7 protein-coding genes are annotated in these 7,999 nt (G+C 70.4%); 3 read left to right on the top strand and 4 right to left on the bottom strand.

Annotation, left to right across the window (positions count from 1 at the left end; translation table 11 throughout):
- Window positions 1-58 precede the first annotated feature (58 nt).
- Window positions 59-301 carry a DUF2164 domain-containing protein gene (locus tag VIB55_RS08340; protein WP_331876215.1) on the top strand — a complete coding sequence of 81 codons (243 nt, stop codon included), beginning with the start codon at window positions 59-61 and terminating at the stop codon, window positions 299-301.
- Between the two features lie 20 nt (window positions 302-321).
- Here VIB55_RS08340 and VIB55_RS08335 read toward each other — a convergent pair whose 3' ends face one another.
- Both VIB55_RS08335 and VIB55_RS08330 read right to left on the bottom strand, forming a co-directional pair.
- Window positions 322-1,821, bottom strand: a complete 1,500-nt coding sequence (locus VIB55_RS08335; protein ID WP_331876214.1) for a hybrid sensor histidine kinase/response regulator — start codon at window positions 1,819-1,821, stop codon at window positions 322-324.
- Window positions 1,822-1,826: 5 nt separating this feature from the next.
- A complete protein-coding gene (locus VIB55_RS08330) occupies window positions 1,827-4,925 on the bottom strand; it encodes a hybrid sensor histidine kinase/response regulator (protein WP_331876213.1) in 3,099 nt (1,032 codons plus the stop codon).
- A 221-nt stretch (window positions 4,926-5,146) separates the two neighbouring features.
- Here VIB55_RS08330 and VIB55_RS08325 point away from each other — a divergent pair, with 221 nt between their 5' ends.
- Window positions 5,147-5,854, top strand: a complete 708-nt coding sequence (locus VIB55_RS08325; RefSeq protein WP_331876212.1) for a hypothetical protein — start codon at window positions 5,147-5,149, stop codon at window positions 5,852-5,854.
- Window positions 5,855-6,073: 219 nt separating this feature from the next.
- Here the strand turns inward: VIB55_RS08325 and VIB55_RS08320 are convergent, their stop codons facing one another.
- Together VIB55_RS08320 and VIB55_RS08315 are read right to left on the bottom strand one after the other, a co-directional pair.
- Window positions 6,074-6,535 (bottom strand): group III truncated hemoglobin, encoded by a 462-nt coding sequence (locus VIB55_RS08320; RefSeq protein WP_331876211.1) that lies wholly within the window; start codon window positions 6,533-6,535, stop codon window positions 6,074-6,076.
- Window positions 6,536-6,729: 194 nt separating this feature from the next.
- Entirely contained in the window at window positions 6,730-7,356 is a 627-nt protein-coding gene (locus VIB55_RS08315; protein ID WP_331876210.1) for a response regulator, read from the bottom strand.
- A 223-nt stretch (window positions 7,357-7,579) separates the two neighbouring features.
- On the opposite strand from VIB55_RS08315, the gene VIB55_RS08310 reads away from it, so the two are divergent.
- Window positions 7,580-7,999: 50S ribosomal protein L11 methyltransferase (locus tag VIB55_RS08310; RefSeq protein WP_331876209.1), on the top strand; the 420-nt coding region annotated here is incomplete at its 3' end.

The following is a 7,999-nucleotide window of genomic DNA, read 5'->3' as shown; positions in this document are numbered from 1 at the left end:
CTTTTTTCCGTCCGGCCCCCCGGGCCGCCATCTCCACGCCCCCGAGTGCGAGCTTTCGATGCGAATTCGTTTGGCCGATGACCGGCGTGTGCGGCTGGTTCGCGCCCTGAAGGCGTTCTTCGACGACAACTTCGACGAGCCTCTGAGCGACTTCAGGGCGAACGAGCTGCTGGACTTCATCGTCGCGGAGCTGGGGCCCGTGGTGTACAACCAGGGCGTGCAGGATGCCCGCGGGTACGTGCTGAAGAAGCTGGAAGACCTGGAGGGCGAGGTGTACGAGCCGGAGCGTCCCGGGCGCTGATTCCAGGCTGATCGCGGGGCTCAGCCCTCGCTGCCTGACGCTGGGCCGGGGAGGGTGAAGAAGAAGGTGGCGCCGTGGCCGGGTTCGCTTTCTACCCAGATGCGGCCCCCGTGCGCCTCGGCAATGGCGCGGGTGATGGCCAGCCCGAGCCCCAGCCCGCGCCGGTCCGCGTGGCGCGCCTGCCAGAACGCGCCGAAGATGTGCTGCACCTGCTCCGGGCCGATCCCCGGGCCCTCGTCGGTGACGGAGATGCGCAGCGCGCCATCCACCATCTCCCAACCGAGCGTCACGCGGCCCTGGTGCCGGGTGAACTTGGCCGCGTTCCCCACCAGGTTGGAGATCGCCTGGATCACCCGCGCGCCGTCCACCTGCAGCACCGGCAGGCGCGCCGGGCCTTGGACGCGGAACTCCAGGCGCTGCGCCTCTACCAGCGGCCGCACCGTCGCCGCGGCCTCCTCCATCAGCAGGTCCATCGCCAGCGGCCGCCGGTCCAGCGCCAGCACGCCGCGGCTGGCGCGAGACACGTCCAGCAGATCCTGGATCAGCGCGTCCATCCGCCCGACCGCCTGCTCCACCCGTCCCAGCGTCTGCGCGTCCTCCGGAGCCAGCGGGGCGACAGGATCCAGCCGCAGCATCTCTACTTCGAAGCGCACGGCGGTGAGCGGGCTGCGCAGGTCGTGCGCGACCACGGCCAGCACCTGGTCGCGCGCGGCGAGCGCGTTCTGTGCCGCCTGGAAAGCCCGCGCGTTCTCCACCGCCAGCGCCAGGTCGTCCTCCGTGAACGGCGCGTTTTCCACGGTCCTCCCGACGACCAGCCATCCCACGGACGGCCCGCTCCCCGCCAGCGGCACCCGCAACGCCGACGACCACATACCGGGACCGAGGGCGGCGCGCGCGTCCTTCTCGCCAAGCAGACCTGTCGGCTCGTCGGCACCCGCTGGCGCTGCGCCCTCTTCGGGAACGTCCACCACGCAGATATCGCCCCAGCCGCTGGCCAGGAGAGCGCGGAGCTGCGCCAGGGCGGTGCCGTTGTCGAACGAGGCGGAGAGCAGCCGGCTGGCGTCGGCCAGGAGGCGGTCGCGGGCGGCGGCCCGTTCCGCTGCTTCGCGCGCGCGCCGCTCCTGTCCGTACAGCAGGCGCGTGTGGAGCAGGTTGCGGACGCGCAGCAGCACCTCGGTGCGGTCGAACGGCTTGGTGACGAAGTCGCTCGCGCCGTTGGCCAGCGCCCGCTCCCGCGCCGCGGCGGTGATGTCAGCGGTGAGGACGATCACCGGCAGGTACTCGTCGGCGGGCACCAGGGCGTGCAGATCCGCCAGCACCTCGAAGCCGGTGCGGTGCGGCATGTGAAGGTCCAGCAGCACCAGGTCCGGCTGTGCGCGCCGGAACTCCGCCACCGCCTGGCGGGCGTCGCTCACCCGCACGAGCGAGGTGTAGCCCCGGGGCTTCAGGACGATCTCCAGCAGGTCGAGGTTGGCTTCCTCGTCGTCGACCAGCAGGATGGTGCAGGCGGTGGTATCCACTCTCGTCAGGCTCGGACGGCGGTGGGGCGGGCCAGCATCTCTTCCACGGTCGACAAAAAGGCGCGCACGTCCAGCGGCTTGGTGAGGAAGGCATCGGCGCCCTCGCCCAGCAGCGCGTCCATCGTGCGCGGCGTGGCGTCGGCGCTGATGATGACCACGGGCGTGTGCGCCGTGCGCGGGTCCGCGCGCAGTTCGCGCAGCACGTCGCGCCCGTGCACGTCGGGCAGGTGAAGGTCCAGCAGCACCACGTCGGGGGCGTGCTCAAACGCCAGTTCCAGCCCCAGCCGGCCCTGCAGCGCCGGCACCAGCCGCCACTCGGGGCGGGGAAGGAGGATGGTTTCCACCAGCGATAGGTTGGCGAGGTTGTCTTCCACGTACAGCAGCGTCGCGGGCGGATGGGACACGGCGCCCCGCTCCGCGCGTGCCGCCATCGCCGGGGCGCCGGCCAGGGGATTGGCCACGGGCTGAAGGTCCACGCAGAAGGTGCTTCCCTCGTCGCCGCTGCGCTCTAGCATCAGCGCGCCGCCCATCACCGTCGCCAGCCGCTGCGAAAGGGCCAGCCCGAGCCCCGTGCCCTCCACCGCCGTGTGCTCGGCGCCGAGCCGCGCGAAGGGGACGAAGAGCTGGTCGCGGCGCTCGGGAGCGATGCCCGGCCCGTCGTCCGTCACCCGGATGCGCAGGCGCTCCTGCCCCGCCTGGTCGCGCACGGGCTCGCAGCCGATGCGGACGGTGCCCTGGGCGCGATTGTACTTCACGGCGTTGGAGAGGAGGTTCAGCAGCACTTGCGTCAGCCGCTGGCGGTCGGCGCGCACGTAGCGCTCGGCGGCGGGGTGCGGCACCTCGCCCACCCAGATGCCGCGCGCGGCGGCCAGGGGGCGCACCATGTCTACCGCCTCGCGAATGGCCGCCTGCACCATCACGGGCTCCAGCGACATGGGCTGCTGGTCGGCCTCGATGCGGGCGATGTCGAGCACCTCGTTGATCAGGTTCAGCAGGTGCCGCCCGCCGTTGAGGATGTGCCGCACCCCGGCGCGGTACTCCGGCGGCAGGCTCACGTCTTCCAGCACCTGCGCGAAGCCCAGGATGCTGTTGAGCGGCGTGCGCAGCTCGTGGCTCATGCGGCTGAGGAACTCGCTCTTGGCGCGGTTGGCCTGCTCGGCCTCGTGGCGCGCGCGCTCGGCCTCGGCGGTGGCGGCGCGCAGCTGCTCCTCGATCGCCTTGCGCTCCGTGATGTCGACGCTGTAGCCGATCATCCGCATCACCTGCCCCTGCTCGTCGAGCACAGGAACCAGGCGGCGCATCACGTGCCGGGTGCCGCCCTCCGCCTGCGGTACCGCCTGCACGAATGAGTGGGGCTGCCGGGTGCGGATCACCGCGTCCATGCTGGCCTGGCGCTCCGCCCCGATCTCCGGCGCCAGCCCGCGCTTCTGCACGTACTCCTCGTTCGTGCGGCCGATCAGCCACTCGCGGATCTCCGGATCCGGCACCGCCACGGGGCTGGCGTACTCGAACCGGCACTCCGCGTCCATCACCATCAATCCCGCGTCGATGCCGTTCAGGATTTCTTCGAAGAACGCCCGCTGGCGGACGACTTCCGCCTCCGCGGCGCGCTGCTCGGTGACGTCGCGGCCGTTGACCACAATGCCGTCGGCTCCCGAGTCTGGTGAGAGCGTGCGCCCCAGCGCCTCCATCACCCGCCAGCTTCCGTCGCGGTGCCGGATGCGCCAGATGACGCGGTGCACGGTGCCAGGCGCTGCGGCGATCGCGCGCAGCACGTCCATGACCCGTTCCACGTCGTCCGGGTGCACCACGTCACCCGGGACCTTGGCCAGCATCTCGGCCGGCGTGTAGCCCAGCAGGCGCTCGGCGGAGGGGCTTACGTACATCAGCGGGCCGTCGACGGCGGAGATCATCAGCAGGTCGCTGCCGTTCTCGATCAGCCGCCGGAAGTGCTCCTCGCTCCGCTGCAGCGCGAGTTCGGCTTCGCGCTGCTCGGTGATGTCGCGGCCGTTGCACACCACGCCGTCGGCCGCGCTGTGCGGGTTGATGGTGCGCCCCAGGGCATCGATCAGCCGCCAGCTGCCGTGCTTGTGGCGGATGCGCCAGGCGTAGCGGCGGACCGTACCCGGGTTGTCCAGGATGTGCTGCGTGTTCTCGTACACGGGAAGCACGTCATCGGGGTGCAGCAGGTCTTCCGGCCGCTTCTCCAGCATCTCTTGCGGGGTGTAGCCGAGCATGCGCTCCACGGACGGGCTCGCGTACTTCAGCTGCATGTCGGCCCCGGAGATCATCACCAGGTCGGTGCCGTGCTCCACCAGGTGCCGGAAGTGCTCTTCCGCGCGCCGGAGCTCGTCGTTGGCCGCGGCCAGCTCCGCGGTGCGCTCGGCCACGCGCTGCTCCAGCAGCTCGTTCGCCACGCGCAGCTCCCCTTCGGCTGCCAGCAGCTGCGTGACGTCCTGCACCATCCCCAGCACGCGCGCGGGCTGCCCCGCCGCGTCGAACTCCACCCGGCTGCGGGCGTGCAGCCGCCGCGTCTGCCCGTCGGGGCGGATGATACGATAACCGGCCTGGGCGTGGCCCTGGCGCAGCATCTCGCTCGTGAGTGCGGCGATGGTTCCGCGGTCGTCCGGGTGCACGAATTCCAGAAAGGCGGCGAATCCCCCCTGGAACCCGCTTTCCGCGTCCAGCCCGTGGATGCGCAACTGCTCGGCCGACCAGGTGATGCGGTCGTCCGCCACGTTCCACTCGAAGCTGCCCAGCGTCGCCAGCGCCTGTACTTCGTCCACGTGCCGCTCCAGCTCGGCGACGCGTAACTGCGCCTGGCCCGATCGCACCGCCATCGTGGCGAGCCCGGCGAATCCCTCGGCGAGGGCGCGGTCGGCATCCGTCCACGGGGTGTCGCGTGCGAGCCGCAGCGTCCCTTGCTGCCCATCCTCCCCGAAATGCACCACCATCTCGTGCGCCGCCCCTGGCTCGCGCGTGTCGCCGTTGACCGACGACGTCCACGGATGGAGGCTCGCGTGCACGGTGCAGGCGAGGGCGCGCGCGGCGGTCTCGCAGACGCCGCCCAGGGCGGTGCTGATGGTGTCGGTGGTGGTGCTCACGGGACCTTCGTGGCGGTGGAGTCGAACGGGGCAGGGTACTTCAAGTGATGCGGCGCAAAGAATTTATCGGCTTCGGCGCGGGGCGACAAGCGTGTGCGCGGCTCACGCATCTGTCGTGAGAATGAGCAGATTCGCTCACGCGCCGGGCCGTGCGGGAGCGCAGAATTGGGTGGCGGCGGGCAAGTGCCCGCCGGTTGATCCCAACTCATCGAGAGGCTCCCATGCACACGAGCATCTTCTTCTTTCGCGCGGCGTCGCTCGCGCTCCTGGCTGCCTGCGGCGAAATCACACCTCCGGACGGCGGCGAGGTGGAGCCGCCCCCGGCCGCCGGCGTGTCCGGAATCTACATGGGCCTGCGGGTGAACGGCGCGGGGCAGCAGTACCCGGACTACTACACGTTCCTGGAGGACGGCCGCGCCTTCCGCGGCACGCCGGAGGAAGGATTGGACCGGCCCCTGGACTGGGCCGCCGTCTGCGCCGCCTCCGAATGCGGCACGTACTCGGTCAGCGGCAGCCAGCTGACGTTCACCCGGCAGGCGGCGGATCCGCAGGCGTTCACCGTCGGCACCGACGGGGTGCTGCGCAAGCCGGGGAGCACGCAGGGCTACCGGCGGATGCACGTGATGAACGACGTGCGGCCGGGCGCCACCTACGGCTGGCTGAGCGGCGCCGACACCATGATGGCGATCACGCTCGGCGCAGACGGCCGCTTCCGCGAGCGGGGGACGCTGGCCTGGACGGCGTGGAGCGGCGCGTCGGCTCCGGCAAGCGGATCGGGCACGTACACCATCGTGGATGGAACGCTGACGCTGCGGTACGACGGCGGCACGGTCGCTCACCTGCTGCTGGCGGTGCCGCCCGGAATCTCCCCGGGCCCCGTCCCCGAGCGGGTGTACCTGCGGACGACGATGATCGACCGGCTCCACTGATCTCCCCTAAGGTGCAGCGCCCTCGGCCACATGGCCGGGGGCGCCTTCACGTTCTACGGGCAGGCATGACCCCCTGCCTGCGTACGCTTCCGAACTGATTGGCGCCAGACTCTCCGATCCAGCACGCGCGTCTCACTCGCGAAAAATCGTAATGCTGACGCCCCTACGCGGACGCGGCGGGCTCTGGTCGTTGCGATACTACGGTCCATCCCACGATGGTCAGCCCACGACTGCCGGGCCGCCGGGCGTGCGAACGGGGAAGGTGCCGATTCCCACTGGTGTCCCCGCGTTATCAATGCGGGCCGCCGTCGCGGCGCTCAGCCGAAGCTGGATGGAACGCGCGATGTAGCGCGCCTTCTCCTTCGCCGATTCCGCGTTCTCACCAGCGAAAAGCGCGTCGACCGTCCCTTCCCAAATCTGCAGCCAGCGCTGGAAGTGCTCGGCGACGAGCGGCACCTTGTCGTTCAGGTCGAAGTGGGCGCGCATGGCGTTGCCCCTGTACTTGCGCACGCCGAACAGGAGCGTCTCCCAGAAATCGTACATCAGCGGCAGGTGCCGGACGAAATCCACCCGGGCCACGTCCGTGAACAGGTGCCCGATGGTGTCATCGGTCGTGGCCTGGGCGTAGAAGCTCTCGACCAGGCGCTCGACGTCTTCCCGGCTGCGGATGTCACCGGCCATGGTTCCCCTTTTTCGAAAAGCGGGACGCAGCGCCCGGCAGGCGTGCGTCCCGGGATGGCGGGTCGTGAAGTGGATGCGGCGCCCCGGACTCGACTCCCGGGAACGTACCGGCGCGATGCGGCGCCATCTACCGGGATCTGCCGCCGCGGTGTCGGGTGAATGCCGATTCTGGAGTAGGATCGATGCGGCGCGGCCTACGCGGCCTCGGCGCCTCGGAGGACGCTGTTCACGCGGGCCCGCTTGGTGATGCCCAGCTTGGTGAGCACGCGATAGGTGTGGTTCCGGGCCGTGTGCCCGCTGACGAACAGCTTCCGCGCGATCTCGGCGTTGGAAAGGCCCTCCGCCAGCAGCCGGGCCACCACCACCTGCTGTGGTGTGAGGCCGAAGCGGTCCTGCAGGTCGCCGTCGGTCAGCCCGCCCGCGGCTTCGGCGGCCGCAGACTCGGGCGCCGCCGGCCGCGCACTGCGCCGCAGAAGCGCGCCGATGCGCTCCAGCAGCTCCAGCGCGCCGAAGGGCTTGGTCACGTAGTCGTCGGCACCCAGTCGAAAGCCCTTCACCTTGTCGGCTTCTTCCTGCCGGGCAGAAAGGATCAGCACGGGAACGTCGTTCCCTCGCTCGCGCAGCTGCTCCAGCACGCTGTAGCCGTCGCGGTCGGGCAGGCCGAGGTCCAAAACGACCAGGTCCGGGTGCTCGCTGCAGGCCAGTGGCAGGGCCTGCGCGGCGCGCGTGGCCAGGAGGGTGGCGTATCCCCGGCGCTCCAGGTGGCGCTGCAGGGCTTCGGCGATCTCCGGCGTGTCTTCGACGATGAGAATGCTGTGCACGGTTCGGTTCGTCAGGATTGGGGTGCCGTCCGGTCCAGCGTTGCGCGCGAATGTTACGCGCCGCGCGCCCGCGGCACATGAGCAGAAAGTACTACGTGGTGAGGGGAGATGACGCGAGTGAAGCCGGCCGATGGGGAACGATCGCGGTCGTGCGGACTTCCCGGCAAACATCTTGTAGACGCGACGGCACGCGCATATCCGATTCGACCAACGTCAGGAACCCATGAGCTCGGCCGCGATGCAACCCGAGGTGCTCCACACCTCCATCGGCGACTTTCCCCTGCACGAGTACCGGCTGGGGCTGGCGGGCCGGCGGTGGAGCGTGCTTCACACGGAGGCGATGCTCACCAACGCCGAAGAATCCAGCTTCTTCCAGGAGCGGCTTCCCTACGGCGTGGCGCTCTGGCCCTCCGCCATCGCGCTGGCGCACGAGCTGGTGGCGCGGGCGGACGACTTTCACGGCAAGGCGGTGCTGGAGCTGGGCGCGGGTACGGGGCTGCCGGGGATCGTGGCGGCGTCGCTCGGCGCGCGCGTGGTGCAGACGGACCGGCAGGAACTGGTGATGTCGGTCTGCAAGCGCAACGGCCAGCGGAACGGCGTGACATCCATCGACCACCGGCTGGTGGACTGGACGGACTGGAAC

This window comes from Longimicrobium sp. (assembly GCF_036554565.1).
GTDB lineage: Bacteria > Gemmatimonadota > Gemmatimonadetes > Longimicrobiales > Longimicrobiaceae > Longimicrobium.
Note: the sequence above shows the minus strand (reverse complement) of the source record. Positions and strands in the feature narration are given on the sequence as shown.